This is a genomic window from Marinobacterium sp. BA1, assembly GCF_041155135.1.
Taxonomy (GTDB): domain Bacteria; phylum Pseudomonadota; class Gammaproteobacteria; order Pseudomonadales; family Balneatricaceae; genus Marinobacterium; species Marinobacterium iners.
In genome coordinates, this window is record NZ_BAAFHC010000001.1 from 3,404,001 (window position 1) to 3,421,941 (window position 17,941).

Consider the following 17,941-nt stretch of genomic DNA (forward strand, 5'->3'; position numbering starts at 1 on the left):
GGATCTGCCTTGGACACAGGAGTCATGCGATGTCACACACTTCAACGGGAACGCTTTCGGCGACAGAGCTGACACGTATCAAACGCGGAGCCAAACGGGCGGTCAGTGACCGGCAAAACATGTTGGATTTCATTGATCAGTCGCTGTTGTGCTTCGTGGGGTTTCAGCTTGACGGACAGGTGCGTGTCATTCCGACCTGTCACTGGCGTGAGGGTGACTACCTGTATTGGCATGGCCACAGCCGAGCAGCCAATATCCATGGCTGTGAAACCGAGGCACAGAAAGTTTGCGTTACGCTGGCAACTCTGGATGGGCTGGTGTTGGCGCGTTCAGCGTTTCACCACTCAGTGAACTATCGTTCGGTGATGGTATATGGTGTGCCGGAAGCGGTGACGGACCCGGCTGAGAAGCGGCATCACTTTGAGCGTTTCATCAACAAGATCAGCCCAGGGCGCTGGCCTCAGCTTCGGCCGGTAACAGACAGCGAAGTGCAGGCAACTGGGGTGCTCCGGATCAGGCTGGATGAGGCGTCAATGAAGGTTCGTGCCGCAGGCGTTGCTGACGATGAGGCGGATATGGACTGGCCGGTCTGGGCCGGGGTTGTGCCAGTAGCGGCTGGCTGGGCCGGATTTCAGCAGGATCAACGGCAGGATCAGGCTTATGAGAAGCCCACCCTGCCTCGGTAAAGGGTTGACGGGTGATCAGCCCTGCAGCCGAGCAACATCCACTGAAACCTCCAGTGTCTGTTCACCGCCACCGTCAAATATGATGCCGCGCAGCGGCGTAACGTCCGCATAGTCGCGACCCCAGGCGGTCACGATATGCTGGCCGGCGGGCATGTTGTTATTGGTGGGGTCAAACTCGAACCAGCCGTCACCCGGCGAATACACGGCAAACCAGGCATGAGAGGCATCGGCCCCCACCAGCTTTTCCTGACCGGGCGGCGGCAGTGTTTCCAGATAGCCGCTGACATAGCGGGCCGGGAAGCCCAGCGCGCGCAGGCAACCGATCGCCAGATGTGCGAAGTCCTGGCAGACGCCGCGTTTGTGTCTCAGCACATCATGCAGTGGCGTGGCGATTGTGGAAAACTCCGGGTCGTAGGTGAAGTCCTCGTAGATGCGCTGGGTCAGCTCGCGAACGGCCGAGAGCAGGGTGCGTTCGGTGGAAAAGCTCGGTGCTGCATACTCACGCAGTTGTTTGCTGGCGCGGATCATGGGCGAATCCAGCAGGAATTCCCGCGCCAGCAGGGTCTCTTCGTCAGCGGCCAGATCGATGCGGGCACGGGCCTCGCTGATGCTGCAACCCAGGTCCAGCGCACTTTCCGGCTGTCCCGGGTTCACGTCGATGCGGCTGGTGATGTCGATTTCGAGCAGCTTGTGCGGTTCCTGCAGCATGAAATAGCAGTAGCGATTGCCAAAATAGTCCAGGTGTTCGCGCAGCCAGCCTGTCTTGGGCGTCACTTCAATACGGCTGTCCAGACAGCGCTGGGAGGGCGTATTGCGCGGCAGCAGGTGCGCCTTGTTGAAACATTGGCTGACCGGCTGCTCATAGGTATAGCGCGTGATGTGGCGGATACGGTAGATCATTCCTCGTCACCCCATCGGGTATTTACCAGCTGCTGCGGATTGCGCTGATGCTCAAAGTAATGGCCGGCAATCAGGGTGGCGGTTGCCGTCAGGCGCTCAAACAGCTGGCTGAGCAGTGTATCCAGTGCCTGGCGCTGTCCCTGATCATCCAGCTCGGCCAGTTGCTCGGCACGGGACAGCTGCAGCAGGGTACGGGCCTCCAGCAATGTGCGGCGCTCTTCGCTCAGCAGAGACGTTGAGGCGCCACCCTGCAACTCGTACAGATGCTGAGTCAGCTGGTCCAGCTGATACTGCAGCGAGCGCGGGTTGCTGCGATCAAGCAGGAGAAGCACCAGGGCGTTGCGCAGCTCGGGCTGACTGCGGTAGCGGCGACGGTAGGTGACCAGCACTTCGCCGCACATGAGGGCGGCTTCAAGCAGCTGTTCTTCGGCATCGTCGTCCAGTACCGGCACCAGCAGGGCGCGCAGCAGCAGGGTGGTTTGCAGGGTGCGCTCCAGGCGTCGGCCCATTTCGAGGAAGCGCCAGCCAAAGCCACGAATCATGCTTTCCTGACTCAGGCCTGAGAGAGCGAGCAGGCTGGTAATCAGCGGGTCCAAGGCTTCTTCAGGGGCTGCCAGACTATCCGGTTGCAGCTGAGCCGGCAGATCATTGAGGGTGTCCCTCAAGTCGCTCAGGACTCGGTGGGTATCACCGGACAGCATTTCGCGGGCCTCTTCTGTACAGCTGAGCATGGCCTGTACGTTGCTGCAGACGCTGCCGAAGCGGCCGCTGTCGAGAATGACGTTGAGCAGCTCGGTTTCAGGGTCATCGAAGGTCTGTGGGTCCTGTGGGCTGAAACCAGGCTGTGTGCCCGTGACTTCGGTCACGCTTTGCAACAGCTGGTGTCGCACGCTGTCCGGCAGAGTGCTGGCGCTGTTCAGCTGCATGAAGGTGGTACGCAGCAGCCGCGTGGCTGACTCGGCGCGTTCTGAGTAGCGTCCCATCCAGAACAGGTTTTCAACCACACGGCTGGGCAGATCGCTGCTCTGTTCGCCGCTGAGCAGAGAGGTTTGCTGCTCTCGCAGCGTGGTCAGGCGCTGAGGCTCAGAAGCCAGTACCCAGGTGTCCTTGCTGGTGGCACCGAGCTGATTGCTGACCACCATCTGTCGGTCAGAGCTGGCCACTCGCGTCAGACCACCGGACATCACGGTGTAGGAACCTTCGTCGGCTACGGCAAAGCCGCGCAGTACCGTTGGGCTGGGGCGCAGCCCACCTCTTTGAAGGGTTGGTGATGTCGACGGCAGGTTGGCTTCCTGCGCAACCCACTGGGCCGGATTGCGCGTCAGCTCCCGGTGCCAGTGTGCCAGTCCCTTTTCATCCAGCTGTGCTCCATACACGCTTTGCTGTCCGGGGCGGCGGCTGGTGGGTTTGATGATCAATTCCGGCAGGTGGGTCAGAACATACTCACGGTCGGCTGGATCACCCAGCCACCAGGTGCGGGCACTGGGCAGGGTGAGTGGATGACCGAGGAAAAATTCACTGATGCGTGGCATGTACTTGAGCAGGGCCGGATTTTCCAGAATGCCCGAACCCAGCGGATTTGCAACCACCACATTGCCGGCACGAACAGCCTCCAGCAGCCCGGGCACGCCGAGATGGGAGTCGCCGCGCAGCTCGACCGGATCGCACCAAATATCATCCACGCGACGCAGGATGACGTCTACGCGGTGCAGGCCATCCAGTGACTTCATCCACACGAAGCCATCACGTACGGTCAGGTCGCCGCCCTGTACCAACGAATACCCCAGATAGTTGGCCAGGTAGGTGTGCTCGAAATAGGTTTCACTGTAGGCCCCGGGGGTCAGAATGACGACTCTTGGGGTGCCGCCATTGGGCGCCAGGCTGTTCAGCTTGCGTCGAAGCGCCTGAAAGAACAAGGCAAGGCGATGCACCTGACTGTCGCGGATCAGGCTTGGCAAGATGCGTGACATCACGGTGCGGTTTTCCAGCGCGTAGCCGGCACCACTTGGAGCCTGAGTGCGATCGGCAACGACCTGCATCTGGCCGTCAGGGCCACGCACCATGTCCACCGCATGCAGGATCAGCTGCTGCTCGCCCGGCATGTTGAGTCCCTGGCAGGCGCGCAAAAAACCGCTGTGAGACAGAATCAGTTCCGCCGGAAGGATACGGTTGCGGATCAGTTCACGCGGACCATACAGATCGCGCAGAATCAGATCGAACAGCTCGGCCCGCTCGCTCAGCCCCGCCTCAATACGGCTCCACTCTTCGCTGCCGATCAGCAGCGGTACCGGGTCCAGCCCCCAGGCACGCGTTTTCTGGGGCTGGCCCACCATGTTGTAGTTGGCACCATCGTCACGCAGGATGCGTTGTGCTTTGTGCTGACGGTTCTGCAACCCTGCGATGCCAAGCCGGCTCAGGGCATCCAGTACATATTGCCAGTGAGGCCGGATACGGCTGTCGGCGGCAAACGCCTCATCAAAGCGCCCGTCCCGCGGTGCATACTGCAGCAGCGGTTCAGGCGACGGCGGCGGAGTCAAATTGTCGGTTGCCACTGTACAGGGGCCTCTGGCTTGGAGTCAGCGGGCATCATAGGTGTTTTTTTGCACAGTTCAAGAACTTCGCCTCAGGTCGAGAGTATGCGGGTACTCGGCCAGCAGTTCCTCCAGCGGTGGTGCCATGGGGCGTGGTGCCACATCATGCGGGAAAAATTCACGCAGAGCGCCGTAAAATGGCGGCGGCGTAACAGGGCCCGGCGTGTAGCCGTAATTGTGGAAGCGATTGACCCGACGCGCCTCGGCCTCGAAGGCGTTGACTGGCTGGGTATCGTAGCTGCGTCCTCCCGGATGGCTGACGTGATAGGTGCAGCCACCGATGGAGTGACCGTTCCAGCTATCAATCACATCAAACACCAGTGGGGCATGCACGCCGATGGTCGGGTGCAGGGCCGAGGGCGGGCTCCAGGCACGATAGCGGATGCCGGCCACGTATTCGCCCTGTACCCCGGTTGCCCTGAGGGGAACGCGGCGACCGTTGCAGGCCAGCAAATAACGTCCCTCGGTCAGGCCGCTCAAGCGTACCTGCAGTCGTTCCACTGACGAGTCCACGTAGCGAGCGGTGCCAAAGCTGGACACTTCCTCGCCCAGTACATGCCAGGGCTCGATCGCCCAGCGCAGCTCTAGCTCCATGTCATCGATCTGAACCCGGCCGTAGTGAGGGAAGCGGAACTCCTCGAACGGCGTCAGCCATTCCAGCTGGAACGGCAGACCGTGATATTGCAGGTCCCTGACCACGTCCTTCAGGTCTGACCACACATAGTGCGGCAGCATGAAACGATCGTGCAGTTCAGTTCCCCAGCGTACCAGTGGCTTGTGGTAGGGCTGTTTCCAGAAGCGAGCGACCAGCGCGCGCAGTAGCAGAGTCTGGACCAGCGACATCTGTGGATGCGGCGGCATTTCAAAACCGCGGAACTCCAGAATGCCCTGACGACCCGATGCCGAGCCGGCTGCATACAGCTTGTCGATGCAGAACTCGGAGCGGTGCGTGTTGCCGGTGATGTCCACCAGCAAATTGCGCATCAACCGGTCTACCAGCCAGGGCTGTTCCACCAGACCATCCGGCATCTGCTGGAACGCGATCTCCAGCTCGTAAAGGGCTTCGTCACGGCCTTCATCCACACGGGGCGCCTGACTGGTCGGGCCGATGAACATGCCCGAGAACAGATACGACAGGCTGGGATGATGCTGCCAGTAGGTGACCAGCGAGCGCAGCAGGTCAGGCCGGCGCAGCAACGGGCTGTCGGCGGGTGTCACCCCGCCCAGCGTGACGTGGTTGCCGCCACCTGTACCGCCGTGGCGACCATCCAGCATGAATTTTTCGGTGCCCAGTCGGGCCTGGCGTGCCTCTTCGTACAGAGCGGTCGTGTTGTCCACCAGCTCCTGCCAGCTGCTGGCCGGGTGGATATTCACCTCGATAACGCCGGGGTCAGGTGTGACCAGCAGTTTTTGCAGGCGGGGATCACGCGGCGGCTCATAGCCCTCGATGACCACCGGCAGCTTGAGTTCGGCCGCAGTGTGTTCGATATGGTTGATCAGGTCTACGTAATGTTCCAGATGACTGATCGGTGGCAGGAACAGGTGCAGACGTCCCTCACGGGCTTCAATGCACAGTGCCGTGCGTAGAACATCGGTCCAGACCCTCGGTGTCTCGCTGTCGCTTTCCTGATCGGCCGGGATATCCATCATCTGGCGGCTGTCAGCCGGGTTGGGCTGTGCCGCCGACGTCATGTCGGCAAAAGGACGATAGCCGGGCAGCGGAGCCTTTTCGGCAAAGGGGTCTGCATCGGGCTCAAAGTAAAGTTCGTCTTCTGCCGCCGTTGGCAGGCTGCCCAGCGGTAGACGGAACCCCAGCGGAGAGTCTCCCGGAATCAGGGTCAGCTGTTCGCTGCGCAGTGGCCAGGGTGTTGAGCGCCAGCGTTGAGTGCTGTAGTTCCAGCCCAGCGGCAGCACCATACCAGTGGGCGTGTCCAGACCACGACTTAGCAGGCGTGCCAGACGCTTACGTTCCATGTCGTCCTTGAGGTCGAACGTTTTCGGGTCCACGTTAGCGGGCAGTTGTTGCTCTTGCCACAGATAGTAGAGGCTGTCTTCGAACGCCTCGACCAGATAGCGCGAGGGCAGCCCCAGATTGCGACACAGGGTGTGCATGAAGCGGCGTGCCTCATCCAGCCCGTGGCCATAATCCCGGTCAACGCGTGCCAGCAACTCGGTGTCGTGCCACAGAGGCTCCCCATCCGTGCGCCAGAAACAGCCCAGCGCCCAGCGCGGGACCTCCTCACCGGGGTACCACTTGCCCTGTCCGTAGTGCAACAGACCGTTGGGCGCGAAACGGCGGCGCAGCCGCAGCAGCAGATCCTTGGCCAGGCTGAGCTTGTCATCACCCAGCGCTTCAATGTTCCACTGTGCCGAATCCATGTCGTCAATGGATACGAAGGTCGGCTCGCCCCCCATGGTCAGGCGAACATCACCGGCCTCCAGCTCCCGGTCGATCATCTGGCCCAACGCGTCAATGGCCGCCCACTGGTCATCGCTGTAGGGTTTGGTGACACGGGGATCTTCGTGAATACGGGTGACCCTGTTGCTGTAGCTGAACTCCACTTCACAGGTGTCAGACGCGCCGGTCATCGGTGCGGCTGACTCGGGAGACGGGGTACAGGCCAGTGGTATGTGCCCTTCACCCGCGAACAGCCCTGAAGTTGGATCGAGACCAACCCAGCCCGCACCGGGGATAAAGACCTCGCACCAGGCGTGCAGGTCGGTAAAGTCCTGTGCGGCGCCCGAGGGGCCATCCAGTGCCTCCTGATCCTGCTTCAGCTGCACCAGATAACCCGAGGCAAAGCGGGCGGCCAGTCCCAGCTGGCGCAGAATCTGTACCATCAGCCAGCTGGTATCGCGGCAGGAGCCCTTCTTGAGCGTCAGAGTTTCTTCCGGTGTCTGTACGCCAGGCTCAAGGCGGATGCCGTAGTCGATCTCCTGCTCCAGCCGCTGGTTCAGGCTGACCAGGAAATTGATGATGGACGTCTTTTCGCGTGATACTGATTTAACCCATTTACTCAACAGAGGTCCGTTTTCTGTCACTTCCAGATAGGGCTGAAGCTCTTTTTCCAGTGCCTTGTCGTAACTGAACGGATAGTGTTCGGCATACTCTTCAACAAAGAAATCGAATGGGTTGATCACGGTCATGTCCGCAATCACCTCGACCTTAACCTTCAGTGACGTCGTTTTCTCCGGGAAGACCAGACGAGCGATATGGTTTCCGAACGGGTCCTGTTGCCAGTTGATGAAGTGCGTTTCCGGCTCGATGCGCAGCGTATAGCCGTGAATATGGGTACGGCTGTGCGGGGCCGGGCGCAGCCTCAGTTGATGCGGTGACAGGCTCACCGGACGATCAAAGCGGTATTCGGTAACGTGGTTGATCGCTATGCGTATGGTCACGATAAGGGCCTCTGTGCAGACTCAGGCAGGAAACCAGGTCTGGGAAATCCGGTTGCTGAGCTGGCAGAGCTGTATCTGCAGATCGTTAAGAAAGCTGCGAAACGCCGGGCCCAGATCTGCCTCGGTTGTGATCGGATAGACGCTGGGATTGATCTCACGAATCAATTCCACCACGTGATGCCCCTGCGGCAGTTTGCCGGCGGAAATCTCCAGTTGGGTCAGACAGGCCTCGACACTACGCGGAAAGTGCGCATCTTCCAGCAGGTAGCAGGCCACATCCGGGCCGGTGACCGACATGCGAACGCTGCGGCGGTAGCTCATATAGGCGCTGGCGGAGCGCAGTACGTTACCCCAGACCACCTGACGCAGGTTGACGCTGGCATCGCCGTTGGCCGCGATCAGGGCCGCGGCACCGGCATCCAGAATGCGCGTGGTCATATCGGATCGCTCCAGATCACGCCCCAGCTTGACGAACTGCCAAGGTGCGTCGTGGCTCATGGTGCCGGACAGCATGCCGAACAGCATCTGACAGCGACTGACGACTTGGTCGAGAAATTCGTAGCGTTTGCTGCGATTGATGCCCAGACGGATGTTGTTCTGGGCATACAGGTAGAGCTCGTTGATCTGTTCCCAGCTTTCCACCGGCAGTACATCGCGGCTGGTGCGGATGTTCTCACGCAACATGCGCAGCGCCGACAGCATTGAGCTGGGGTTGGTATCGTCGGCCAGAATGAACTTGACCACGTTGTGCTCGTCACGAATGCGGTAGCGCTCACTGAAGAGATCACTGGCACTGTTGAGCTCGACCAAGGAATACCAGCTGATATCGACCTCTCGTGGCAAATCGAACAGCAGCTTGTCATAGACACTGACCAGGCGGGCCGTGTTTTCAACACGCTCCAGATAGCGGGCGGCCCAGTAAAGACGTTCGGCAACTTTTGACAGCATGGCTTATTCCTCCCCCCCATCGACAATCCAGGTATCCTTGCTTCCCCCGCCCTGAGAGGAGTTCACCACCAGTGAGCCCTTCTTCATGGCGACGCGGGTCAGTCCTCCGGTGGTGACGTAGGTGTCGCGTCCCTGCAGGATGAAAGGGCGCAGATCCAGATGACGCGGTTCCAGACTGCCGTTATCGACCAGCGTGGGGGCGGTTGAAAGTGCCAGCGTGGGCTGTGCGATGTAGTTGCGTGGGTTGTCCTGAATCAGTTTGGCGAACTGGGCCTGTTCCTTCTTGGTGGAGTGAGGCCCCACCAGCATGCCGTAGCCACCGGACTCATTGGCGGGCTTGACTACCAGCTTGTCCAGATTCTCCAGCACGTAGGCACGATGCTCGGGGTCGTCACACAGGAAGGTTTCAACATTCTTGATGATGGGTTCTTCGTTGAGGTAATAGCGGATGATCTCGGGCACGTAGGCGTACACAACCTTGTCATCGGCCACGCCGGCACCGGGCGCATTGGCCAGGGCGACCTTGCCTTTCTGCCAGGCGCGCATCAAACCGGGAACGCCCAGTACGGAGTCCTTGTTGAACACGGACGGGTCCAGAAACAGATCATCGATACGGCGATAGATGACATCTACCCGCTCAGGGCCGCTGATCGTTTTCATATAGACACAATCATCGTCACCGACTATCAGGTCTGACCCTTCTACCAGCTCGATTCCCATTTGCTGGGCAAGGAATGCGTGCTCGAAGTAGGCCGAGTTGAAGATGCCGGGGGTCAACACCACGATGACGGGCTTGCGGACATCCCGGGGCGACAGGGACGCCAACATGTCGAACAGGCTGGCACAGTAACCGTCGATGGGCAGGATATCGTCCTTCTCGAACAATTCGGGCAGGACGCGTTTGGTGATGGCGCGATTCTCCAGCATGTAAGACACGCCAGATGGCACGCGCAGGTTGTCTTCCAGCACGTAGAACTCGCCGTCACCGTCACGCACCAGATCGGTACCGCAGATATGCGCCCACACACCAAGTGGTGGTGTGATACCGATGCACTCGGGTCGAAAGTTGCGCGACTCGGTGATGATCTCGGCTGGAATGATGCCGTCCTTCAGGACCTGCTGTTCATGGTAGAGATCATTGATGAAGAGGTTCAGCGCCTTGAGGCGCTGCTCCAGCCCGGCAGCGGTGGTACGCCACTGTTTGGCTGAAATGGTGCGGGGCACGATGTCGAACGGCCAGGCACGGTCGATGTTGCCTTCCTCGGTATAAACCGTGAAGCTGACACCCATCTCCTGAATGGTGGCCTCTGCCATCTGGCGGCGCGATTCGATCTCTTCAGGAGGAAGGGACTCAAGGTAGTGGATCAGTTGCCGTGCAGGGGGGCGAATGCTGCCATTTCGGCCTACCAGTTCATCAAAATACCCGTTCGGGTCATACGATTTCCAATCCATCGTCATAGCCTGACCTGCCTATCATGCAGAAGCGACGCACTCTGATGGTGCTGATGCGTGCGCGGTATGTGCACCTTTGGTGCTCTTTCGGCATGGAGCGTCAGCCGTGCCCTGTGAAAGTGCAGCTGGCGATCTGTTAGCCGTTGCCTGTGAGGCATACAGCAATTAACAGGCCAAAAGCGAAAGGCTGCGACGAAGGTGGGTTAAATCGTGTTGTCTGGCCTCGATTGTAGCTGCGGCAGCATAAAGAAAAAGGGGGCATTGTATGGCCCCCTGTGGTTATCGGTTGATGTTTCAGTCAGCGGTACGCCGCATACGAACCCGGAGAATAGGTCCAATAATTGCCGGCAAAATAAGTCCCGCAAGCGCGATGCACCAGAGTCCAATAGACAGACTGCTGTCCCATAGCATGGTCCAGTCACCATCGTGAATCTGCATTACATGACGCAGGTTTTTCTCCATTTCGGGCCCCAATAACATGCCAAGAATAATCGGCACCAGCGGGATTTCTGCCTTGCGGAAAATGTAGCCCATGACGCCAAAGGCGATCATGAAGCAAAGATCGAACGCCGAACGACTGATGGCGTAGACGCCGACAAAAGCCACCATGGTGACGATAGGCAGCAGATAACGCGGAGGTATCGACAGCAAACGCACAAAAATGCCTACTAAAGGGATATTCAGCAGCAGGAGCAGAATATTACCCAGCAGCAACGCTGCGATGACACCCCAGACGATGTCGGCATTCTGGGTGAACATCAGTGGGCCAGGCGTGATATTGAACGATACCAGCATGGCCAGCAAAACCGCGGTGGTCGCACTGCCGGGAATGCCCAGCGTGAGCATGGGAACCAGCGCACCGGAAGCGGCACCGTTATTTCCTGCCTCGGGAGCTGCAATCCCGCGGGGATCTCCCTCACCGAAATAGCCTTTGGAACCTACAATCCGTTTTTCCAGCGTGTAGCTGACAAAGCTGCCCAGAGATGCACCGGCACCCGGCAGAACGCCGGCGATAAAGCCAAGAACACCGCCACGCAAAGAGGTTGGCAGTATTTGTACTACGCTTGCGAAGCTCAGACGCAGCGGGTTCATTTTGACCTCGCTGCGGGGTGTGGACCCCTGATGTGCTTCGATAAACAGCAGCAGCTCGGATACAGCAAACAAACCAACAATTGCGACGATGAAGTCGATGCCTTCAAAGAGCTCCAGTACATCGAATGTATAACGCTGAGTACCCGTGGAAAGGTCAATACCCACGGTCGCGATGGCCAGTCCAATACCGGCGGCCAGTGCTGATTTAACCGGATTCTTGCCTGTAACGCCGCCCAGGGTCGCGAACGCGAGTACAAAGAGAGCAAAGTATTCCGCAGCACCGAAACTGAGTGCGAATCGCGCCAATACAGGAGCCAGGAAAATAAGGCCGATAGTGGCAACCAAACTGCCAATAAACGAGGCCAGTGCCGAGAGCGCCAAGGCTTCGGCGGCCTTGCCCTGACGTGCCATCGGATAGCCGTCCAGACAGGTCATCATGGCAGGCTCATCGCCCGGGATATTGAGCAGAATTGAGGAGATGCGCCCGCCATACATCGCCCCAGCGTACACGGAGGTTAGCATGATCAAGGCGGTTTCCGGTGGCAGGCCGAGCGTGAACGCCAGCGGAATCATGATGGCCACGCCGTTGGCTGGCCCCAGACCCGGCAAGGCGCCGATAAGAGTGCCGATAAAGCACCCGAGTAGTGCGTAAAAGAAGTTTTCAAGGCTCAAAGCCGTATTGAAACCATCCATCAACAAACCCAGAGTTTCCATTATACCTCCCAAGGCCCAATGGGCAGCGGCAGTGCCAGCCCAAAGTGGAATAACAGAAATACCAGTGTGCTGCTGACAATGCCGGTCACGCCTGCATACAACGGCTTAACCCCCATACGCCAGCACAAAACGGCAACCATGATCGCTGTCGACAGGACAAAACCGAGCGGCTCCATCATGAATACGTACAGCACCAGCACGGCGAGGACCAGGAGTAGTTCCGGCAATGCCTTGTACTCGAAACCTTCACCTTCTTCCAGAGAGTCGGGTTTGACCAGCATGTAAAGGCTGCAGGCTCCGACTATGAATGCCAATATTTTTGGAAAGGTTGCGGGTCCGACACTTTCCGGCCCGGCAAAAGCGACCGGAAAGTTGAATGCGCCCCAGCCGTACGCAACGGCCAGGGTCAGCAATACCAGACCCAAAATGCGGTCCAGATTTATCATTTGATGATCCCGATGTCTTTGGAAATAAGGTTCAGAGAATTGACCTGCTGGTTCACGAACTGATCAAACTCTTCACCGAACAGACTGAACGGTTCCAGGCCGTTTTGCACCATGGCCTCTTTCCACTCATCGGTTTGGCTGGCCGCTTTTAGCGTGTCGACCCACCACTGGTACTCTTTCTCAGACACGTTTTTGGGCATATAGAAACCGCGCCAGTTGCTGGCTTCTACATCAACGCCCAGCTCGTAGGAGGTCGGGATTTTGTCCAAAGGCGGGCTCAAGTGGTCACGTCCCAACACAGCCAGTGGTTTGAGGTCGCCGGATTCAATGAACCCTTTGGAGGACGAGGCAACGCCGACCAACACATCGATATGGCCGCCGACCACTTGGGTAACGGCTGTACCACCATTGTTGTAGGAGAGGTATTTGATGCGCTTCAGGTCGGAAACACCGGCAGCGTGTGCGGTCATGAGAATCTTGAGGTGGTCCCAACCACCAATGGCACTGGCACCGGCAAACGTCACTGAACTGGGGTCCTGTTTCAGTTTGCTGATGAGTGTTTCCAGAGAGTCAATCTCTGATGTCTGATTCACGGCAATAATGCCGGGATCTGTACCAATGGCACCGATCCAGCGCACCATATCCGACTTCATGCCCGGGAACTGGTTTTGTGCCAGGCGAGCGGTTGTGGCGGTACTGGCGGCGGCGAGTACCTTGGCATCATCGCTGCGCTTGGTGATGACATGAGCAAATCCGACGCCACCACCTGCGCCTGGCATGTTCAACGTTTGTACCGTGATCTCGCCGTTGGTGAAACTGTTCAGCAGGCGACCGATGCTACGGCAGGTGAAATCCCAGCCGCCGCCGGGGCCCGCTGGTGCAATACAATCGACTTTGCCGACAATCAAAGGGTCGGTTGCCATGACCGGTGTGCTGGTTAAACCGATGAGCAGTGAGGTGGTCGCTACGGCCAGTTTTGTTTTAATTTTCATTTTTTGATCCTCGCTGTTGTTCGAGTGACAGTTTTTATTCAGTGCTTGGAGTTATTGTTTTTTCGAGTTTCAAGGTAAGACTTGAACAGTGCGGCAGAGCGGTAGAAGCCATGTGCAAATTTGCTGTAGGGCATGGTCAGGAAGAAGGCCATGACAAAGCCCAGATGCAGCGCCAGCATGAGTGGCATCAGTGTGGTTTCTCTGAACCCCAGCAGCAGCAGTCCGGTCAGGCTGATCATAAACAGCAGCATGATAAAGCCGCGATCCATAGGACGCTGGGCCTGGTCGCCGTGCTCCGGATGGCGCTTGTAGTTCAGGTAAAACAACCCCGCCGGGCCGATCAGCAGGCCGATGCCTCCAACGATGCCCAGTATGACCGGCACACTGAAAATGGGATAGGGTGCCTCCCAGCCCATGACGTAGTGGTACAGGGTTGCCACTGAGGTGGCCGCAAAGCAGAGCATGAAGCCGTAGAAGGTCAAGTGATGGAAGCGACGGCGTGCCAGAGTGAAGGCATCGTCCTCATTGTTGCATCCCTGACCGTGACCACCATCCAGGTATTTCAGTGTCAGCGCCGCCTTGCCGGTCTGTATCATGGCAGGTACGGCTTCTTGCACTTGTTTCTCCCCCGGAGCAACCTTGCGCCAGAAGTGAACCACACCCAGTATCAGCGCCAGGGTGGAAAACCCGAACACCGAGCCAAACATGGCGACCAGCGTGTTGTGCGGAAAAATCTGATAAAAATCGCCACCTTCAATCTGGCTGAACAAGCTGCCCTGGACCAGCAGTGTCAGAACCAGGAAAAGGCCCAGTGCGAGTGCGCTGGATAAAGCCAGTGTCAGACCGTTGCGCTGGTAGAGCGCCCCCAGTTTGCGTGGCCAGGCATAATCGCTATAGGTTTGCAGACGTACCTTGGCCATGGACTTGGGAATATTGACGCCAAACTCATGCGGGTCAGCATACTGGCATGCGTGCAGACAAGCGCCGCAGTTATGACACAGGTTGGCCAGATAATGGATATCGGCCTTGCCAAACTCCAGTCGCTGGGTCATGGCGGGGAAAACGGCACAGTAGCCTTCACAATAACGACAGGCGTTACAGATTTGCAGCTGTCGGTTGACTTCTTCTTCGTCGGTATTCAGGAGTGGAATCAGGTTGCTTTCGGCATTCATGACAAGTTCACTTATTCTTGAGCGGTCACGTATTCAGGCAGCCGAGGCAGGTTGTCTGCCCAGACTGGCCAAGGCTGCATTTCGACCTGCGATGCGGCCAAAAGCCGTGCCGATCGACATGCCTACCCCAGCGGTGTAGCCCTTGCCGAGCACATTGCCCGCCATCATTTCGCCAGCCACGAACAGGTTGTCGCTGGGTTGGTCGTCAAAACGAACGGCGGCAGTGTCATCGGTCTTGAGGCCCAGATAGGTAAAGGTCACCCCAGGTCTGAGTGCATAGCCGTAAAATGGCGGGGTATCGATGGGCCGCGCCCAGTGGGTTTTGGCCGGAGTGACGCCTTCGGTAACACAGTCATCCAGTTCGGTATGGTTGAAGGTGCCGGGGCGGCAGGCCCGGTTGTAATCCTGAAGGGTACGCATAAAGATTTCACGAGGCAGACCGAGTTGGTCAGCCAGCTCCTCCAGTGAATCAGCCTTGTTGCCGGGGAACACCGGGGGCATGAAGTTGCCGACCGCTTTGCTGTCGATAATGGAGTAACCGATTTGACCGGGCTGCTGAGCGACCAGGCGTCCCCAAATGGCATAACGTTTGGGCCAGAAATCTTCACCTTCATCGTAGAAACGCTCGCCCTCCTTGTTGACTACAACACCGAGGGATACGCAGTCGATTCGGGTGCAGATGCCACCATCATAGAGGGGAGCACGTGCATCGATGGCGACCATGTGTGCCTGCGTCGGGTCGCCGATGCTATCGGCGCCCAGATCGATCATGCGCTTGAGCAGAGTGCCCTTGTTGAAGCGGGTGCCGCGAATGAGGAAATTGTCAGACGGGTACTCGCCGCGCTCATTCTGTCCCCAGGCCTCACGCAACCACTCACGGTTGGACTCGAACCCGCCAGCGGCCAGTACGCAGCTTTTGGCTTCAATGCGTTCCGCAGCCAACCGGGTGCCGTTGACTTCACGTTCAGGCACCAACGCTGCGACAAAGCGTCCATCACGAATTTCCAGGTCTTCAACCGGAGTATCGTAACGAATCTGTACGCCCAGCTGCTCGGCACTGCGGTAATAGGCGTTGACCAGCGCCTTGCCGCCACCCATGAAAAAGGCGTTGGTACGTGCAACATGCAGTGCACCTGAAAGCGGCGGCTGGAAATGAACGCCGTGCTGACGCATCCAATCACGACAGCTTGATGACTCGCGAATGACCAGACGTGCCAGTTCTTCGTTGGTCTTGCCGCCGGTGACTTTCAGCAGGTCCTGCCAGTACTCTTCTTCCGGGTAAGCATCAACCAGGACATCCTGGGGGGCTTCGTGCATACATCTGAGATTACGGGTGTGCTGCGAGTTGCCACCACGCCACTCACGGGGCGAGGCCTCGAGCAGCATGACGCTGGCTCCGGCTTCACGCGCCATTAGGGCGGCGCATAGAGCAGCGTTACCACCACCAATTATCAGAACATCGATCATAAGTTCTCCTGTGACATGAGAAGCCGCATGGCTTTTCAGGGCATGGGAGCAACTCTATTGTGTCAATCGGAGGGTCGACAGGTGGGTTTGGCAGGTAGGTGTTTAGAATAATTAAACACTTTGTATAGGGTTATCCGATCCAGTGTGCACCGGGCCAGATATTGTTTTTCACCAAATCCTTGGCCACTTTGGCTATTACCACACGTGTAGCCAGCGCACTGGGGGAAAGGTCATCGTCTGGCAGGCTGACAAGAAAGTTGCGACGAATGACATGTTTGTCTTCGATGCGCCGAATGCGCAGTCCGCTCTCGCCAAGGCGCGCAGCTGCAGCCCCGGGCTGAATGGTGGCGCCATAACCTTGACGTACGGCATCCATCAGCAGGGTTAATCCATCAATCTCCATAATGATATTGGGCTGGATGTTAAAGCGCTCGAATGCCGCCATCAGGTTGGTGCGCAAGCCATGCAACCCGCTGGGCATAATCAGTTTAACGTCCGCCAGATCCTTGATTTGGACAGATTGCAGCTCAAAGCAGGCATCCACCGCAGAGGGCGACGCAATCAGAAACAGGTCTTCATCAAGCAGGGCTCGAGTACTCCAACGATGTGCGCTGTCTGCATGAAACACCAAGGCAAGATCCAGCTGGCGCGCATTCAGCATATTGGCCAAATGACCGGAGAGTGTTTCCACAATGTGAAGTTGAATGTGGGGATAACGCTCATTCATTGCTTGAATCAGTGGCAGTGCCAACACTGTGGCAGTGGTGGGCGGCAAGCCGATACTGACGTACCCGCTGGTACGTTCTTTCTGAGCGGCGATAACCGCTTGCTCTGTCTGGCGCAGAGCAAGCTGCGCATGGTGCATGAAGGCGATGCCGGCACTAGTGGGCAGGGCACCGGTGGACGTCCGGTTCAGCAGACGTGTTGCCAGCTCACTCTCCAGCTTGGAAATTTGCTGGCTCAGGGCTGAAGTGCCGATATCCAGCTCCAGAGCGGCTCTGCCCAGGCTGCCGCACTCGACGACTTTCAGGAAGTATTTAAGCTGGCGAAGTTCCACGTCTGTTATCTACCCGGCCCTGAAACAGGCTATCCGGTATGTGGAGATAGCCTATTTATCTAGTGTGAACGCCAAGCATACCTAAACAGAGCCATGCAGGACATGCGGATATCAATGCCCGAATTGGTCCGCATCCAGCATATCCGGATCATCGCGACCGAGGCTGTTCAAGCTGGACATCTCTTCGGCACTCAGGCTGAAGTCAAAAATGTTCAGGTTGTCGGCCATGCGCTGTGGATTGGATGACTTGGTTGCGGTAGCAAAGCCCTGCTGCACTGCCCAGCGCAGCACGATCTGGGCGGGTGTACGCTGGTGCTGCTCCGCGATGGCAAGAATGGCGGGGTCTGCCAACATGGCATTGCCACAGCCCAGTGGGCGCCAGGACTCGGTGACGATACCGTGGCGCTGGTGCAGCGCAATCAGGTCATCACGACGATGATAGGGGTCAAGCTGGATCTGGTTCAGGTGTGGCTTCAGACCCAGATCCAGCAGTCGTTGCAGATGAGCCGGTTTGAAGTTGGAGGTGCCGATGGCGCGCACCAGTCCGCGATCCAATAGATTAAGCAGCCCCAGATAGGCTTCCACGAAACGATCCTGATCCGGATTGGGCCAATGGATCAGCAGCAGGTCGATATAGTCCAGCTCCAGCCGTTTCAGACTCGCCTCGCAGGCGTCTTTGGCGCCCTCAAAGCCGTGCCACTTGCGGTTGAACTTGGTGGTTACGAATACCTGATCACGCGGCACAGAAGCGTTGCGAATGCCCAGACCCACACCACGCTCGTTCTGGTAGTTCTCGGCGGTGTCGATCAGGCGGTAGCCCAGTTCCAGTGCGGTGGTAACCGTTTCGGCGGCTTCGGCATCGTTCATCGGCCAAGTGCCGAGGCCCAGCTGGGGCATCTCGACACCGTTGGCCAGTGTCAGGGTCGGGGCCAGGGTTATGCTCATCTGCAACGCTCCAATGTTGTTCAGGGTGAATTGAGGTTTGATATTACTACCGTTGTGCGGTTCACGACTATCTAAGCTGA

At 58.1% G+C, this 17,941-nt stretch carries 13 protein-coding genes; 1 reads left to right on the forward strand and 12 read right to left on the reverse strand.

What is annotated here, in order from left to right; genetic code table 11:
• Positions 1-29 precede the first annotated feature (29 nt).
• The gene (locus tag ACAM29_RS16590; RefSeq protein WP_369624779.1) at positions 30-686 is read left to right on the forward strand and encodes a pyridoxamine 5'-phosphate oxidase family protein; all 657 of its coding nucleotides are present in this window, start codon (positions 30-32) and stop codon (positions 684-686) included.
• A gap of 15 nt (positions 687-701) precedes the next feature.
• On the opposite strand, the gene ACAM29_RS16595 is transcribed toward ACAM29_RS16590, so the two are convergent.
• The 12 genes from ACAM29_RS16595 to ACAM29_RS16650 all read right to left on the reverse strand — a co-directional run bounded on the left by ACAM29_RS16595 (position 702) and on the right by ACAM29_RS16650 (position 17,861).
• Positions 702-1,586 carry a transglutaminase family protein gene (locus ACAM29_RS16595; RefSeq protein WP_206837073.1) on the reverse strand — a complete coding sequence of 295 codons (885 nt, stop codon included), beginning with the start codon at positions 1,584-1,586 and terminating at the stop codon, positions 702-704.
• On the reverse strand, positions 1,583-4,138 hold the full coding sequence (locus ACAM29_RS16600; protein ID WP_369624780.1) for a circularly permuted type 2 ATP-grasp protein: 2,556 nt from the start codon (positions 4,136-4,138) through the stop codon (positions 1,583-1,585). The genes ACAM29_RS16595 and ACAM29_RS16600 overlap by 4 nt, the downstream gene beginning before the upstream one ends.
• A gap of 57 nt (positions 4,139-4,195) precedes the next feature.
• A complete protein-coding gene (locus ACAM29_RS16605) occupies positions 4,196-7,576 on the reverse strand; it encodes a DUF2126 domain-containing protein (RefSeq protein WP_369624781.1) in 3,381 nt (1,126 codons plus the stop codon).
• Positions 7,577-7,597: 21 nt separating this feature from the next.
• On the reverse strand, positions 7,598-8,524 hold the full coding sequence (locus tag ACAM29_RS16610; RefSeq protein ID WP_091827184.1) for an alpha-E domain-containing protein: 927 nt from the start codon (positions 8,522-8,524) through the stop codon (positions 7,598-7,600).
• A 3-nt stretch (positions 8,525-8,527) separates the two neighbouring features.
• Positions 8,528-9,982 (reverse strand): circularly permuted type 2 ATP-grasp protein, encoded by a 1,455-nt coding sequence (locus ACAM29_RS16615; RefSeq protein ID WP_091827185.1) that lies wholly within the window; start codon positions 9,980-9,982, stop codon positions 8,528-8,530.
• A gap of 288 nt (positions 9,983-10,270) precedes the next feature.
• Complete coding sequence (locus ACAM29_RS16620) at positions 10,271-11,782, reverse strand: tripartite tricarboxylate transporter permease (protein ID WP_369624782.1); 1,512 nt, start codon at positions 11,780-11,782, stop codon at positions 10,271-10,273.
• Positions 11,782-12,228, reverse strand: a complete 447-nt coding sequence (locus tag ACAM29_RS16625) for a tripartite tricarboxylate transporter TctB family protein (RefSeq protein ID WP_091827187.1) — start codon at positions 12,226-12,228, stop codon at positions 11,782-11,784. Before ACAM29_RS16625 ends, ACAM29_RS16620 begins: the two co-directional genes overlap by 1 nt.
• On the reverse strand, positions 12,225-13,220 hold the full coding sequence (locus ACAM29_RS16630; RefSeq protein ID WP_369624783.1) for a Bug family tripartite tricarboxylate transporter substrate binding protein: 996 nt from the start codon (positions 13,218-13,220) through the stop codon (positions 12,225-12,227). The genes ACAM29_RS16625 and ACAM29_RS16630 overlap by 4 nt, the downstream gene beginning before the upstream one ends.
• Positions 13,221-13,258: 38 nt before the next feature.
• The gene (gene tcuB / locus ACAM29_RS16635; protein WP_091827189.1) at positions 13,259-14,392 is read right to left on the reverse strand and encodes a tricarballylate utilization 4Fe-4S protein TcuB; all 1,134 of its coding nucleotides are present in this window, start codon (positions 14,390-14,392) and stop codon (positions 13,259-13,261) included.
• Positions 14,393-14,425: 33 nt separating this feature from the next.
• The gene (gene tcuA / locus ACAM29_RS16640) at positions 14,426-15,859 is read right to left on the reverse strand and encodes an FAD-dependent tricarballylate dehydrogenase TcuA (RefSeq protein WP_369624784.1); all 1,434 of its coding nucleotides are present in this window, start codon (positions 15,857-15,859) and stop codon (positions 14,426-14,428) included.
• Positions 15,860-15,989: 130 nt separating this feature from the next.
• On the reverse strand, positions 15,990-16,916 hold the full coding sequence (locus tag ACAM29_RS16645) for a LysR substrate-binding domain-containing protein (protein ID WP_369624785.1): 927 nt from the start codon (positions 16,914-16,916) through the stop codon (positions 15,990-15,992).
• 111 nt (positions 16,917-17,027) lie between these two features.
• The gene (locus ACAM29_RS16650; RefSeq protein WP_369624786.1) at positions 17,028-17,861 is read right to left on the reverse strand and encodes an aldo/keto reductase; all 834 of its coding nucleotides are present in this window, start codon (positions 17,859-17,861) and stop codon (positions 17,028-17,030) included.
• Between the last annotated feature and the right edge of the window lie 80 nt (positions 17,862-17,941).

Coding starts and splice junctions, on each gene's coding strand:
- ACAM29_RS16590 (WP_369624779.1), top strand. CDS start 30: ATGTCACACACTTCAACGGGAACGCTTTCGGCGACAGAGCTGACACGT.
- ACAM29_RS16595 (WP_206837073.1), bottom strand. CDS start 1,586: ATGATCTACCGTATCCGCCACATCACGCGCTATACCTATGAGCAGCCG.
- ACAM29_RS16610 (WP_091827184.1), bottom strand. CDS start 8,524: ATGCTGTCAAAAGTTGCCGAACGTCTTTACTGGGCCGCCCGCTATCTG.
- ACAM29_RS16615 (WP_091827185.1), bottom strand. CDS start 9,982: ATGACGATGGATTGGAAATCGTATGACCCGAACGGGTATTTTGATGAA.
- ACAM29_RS16620 (WP_369624782.1), bottom strand. CDS start 11,782: ATGGAAACTCTGGGTTTGTTGATGGATGGTTTCAATACGGCTTTGAGC.
- ACAM29_RS16625 (WP_091827187.1), bottom strand. CDS start 12,228: ATGATAAATCTGGACCGCATTTTGGGTCTGGTATTGCTGACCCTGGCC.
- ACAM29_RS16630 (WP_369624783.1), bottom strand. CDS start 13,220: ATGAAAATTAAAACAAAACTGGCCGTAGCGACCACCTCACTGCTCATC.
- tcuB (WP_091827189.1), bottom strand. CDS start 14,392: ATGAATGCCGAAAGCAACCTGATTCCACTCCTGAATACCGACGAAGAA.
- tcuA (WP_369624784.1), bottom strand. CDS start 15,859: ATGATCGATGTTCTGATAATTGGTGGTGGTAACGCTGCTCTATGCGCC.
- ACAM29_RS16650 (WP_369624786.1), bottom strand. CDS start 17,861: ATGAGCATAACCCTGGCCCCGACCCTGACACTGGCCAACGGTGTCGAG.